Annotated in this window: 1 protein-coding gene; it reads right to left on the bottom strand. The window is 60.8% G+C overall.

Going from position 1 to position 1,285, the window contains the following annotated elements; all coding sequences use genetic code 11:
- Nucleotides 1-53 precede the first annotated feature (53 nt).
- Complete coding sequence (locus tag M8370_RS23340; protein WP_458294795.1) at nucleotides 54-1,196, bottom strand: IS481 family transposase; 1,143 nt, start codon at nucleotides 1,194-1,196, stop codon at nucleotides 54-56.
- Between the last annotated feature and the right edge of the window lie 89 nt (nucleotides 1,197-1,285).

Genomic DNA, 1,285 nt, shown 5'->3' with positions numbered 1-1,285 from the left:
TGTACGGTCCGGGGACATGGTAGACAGGTGTTCGGGGACATGGTGAACACTTTTTAACATCCTTTACCCATGGTGATCGACTTTTTCTTCAGGTCGATCACCCCCACTTTTGTGCTGTACCACCACACCTCGTAGCGGCCGTCTTCCTGCATCTCCTTCAGCCCGACCCGTTCTCCCCTGAATGCCTTGCCTGCGCTCAGACTTACCCCTTTCACGCTCAGCTTTCCGCTGATATCCACTTTCCTGACCATCACGCCCTCGTCATACTCCGGAGGTGTTGTGTTGCCGCTGTACTGCCGTGCAGACGGCTGATACCGCGAGCCCGGTACCGCCATGTCCAGCGCCTCATGCGGGCGTTCAAGGTTATAGACCGTCCGCCAGTGGTCGAAGGCGCGCTGCAGTTCGCCCTCGTTCGCGAACCACTTACCCTGCAGCACCTCCGTCTTCAGGCTGCGGTGAAAACGCTCCAGCTTGCCCTGCGTCTGCGGATGATACGGCCGGGAGTGTCCCACCCGGATACCGTGGCGCATCAGCCACAGCTCCAGCGCCGTCCAGGTGCCGGTGGTGTCTCCCCACGGGGCGCCGTTGTCCATTGTCATCCGGTCCGGCAGGCCGTAGCGTTCAAACACGCTGACCAGCCGCTGCTGCACGGTCTCACGCCGTTCATCAGTACAGTGCGCCAGGCACAGGGAAAAACGGGAGTGGTCATCCAGCAGGGTGAGCGGATGGCAGCGGCCACCGCCAAAGGGAAAGTGGCCCTTAAAATCCATCTGCCAGAGCCGGTTCGGCGCGTCATGTTCGAACCGCCCCGTGGCGGGAATGCCCGGAGAAGTGCCCGGCAGCAGGCCGTGACGGGCCATCAGGTTATGAACGGTGCTGAAGGCGGGCATACGGTGCCCCTGGTCTTCCAGCCAGCGCTTTATCTTGCGTGCGCCCCAGCGTTCATGGCGGTCATGGGCCATACGCAGCAGGGCAGTGATGTCGTCAGACGAGCGGTTCGGGGAATGGTGCGGTATGCGCGGGTGGTCCTGAAGGCCGGCGGCCCCTTCCTCCGCCCAGCGGTGAAGCCACTTGTAGCCGGTGGCAGGTGAAATGCCAAAGCGACGGCAGAGGGAACGGATGTTCGCCCCGTCCTGCGAGGCGAACAAAACAAATTCGGTACGTAATGACATGGTATCTCTCGCATCCCAGGGCATAAGCGACTCCATAAACGGGTTCTTATGCCTTAGTTGTAAGTGTCTACCATGTCCCCGAACAAGTGTTCACTATGTCCCCGGACCGTACA

It is taken from the genome of Enterobacter cloacae complex sp. OE43NF (assembly GCF_023544405.1).
Taxonomy (GTDB): domain Bacteria; phylum Pseudomonadota; class Gammaproteobacteria; order Enterobacterales; family Enterobacteriaceae; genus Enterobacter; species Enterobacter cloacae.
The sequence above is the reverse complement of the archived record's forward strand: the minus strand, read 5'-3'. Positions and strand labels throughout refer to the sequence as shown.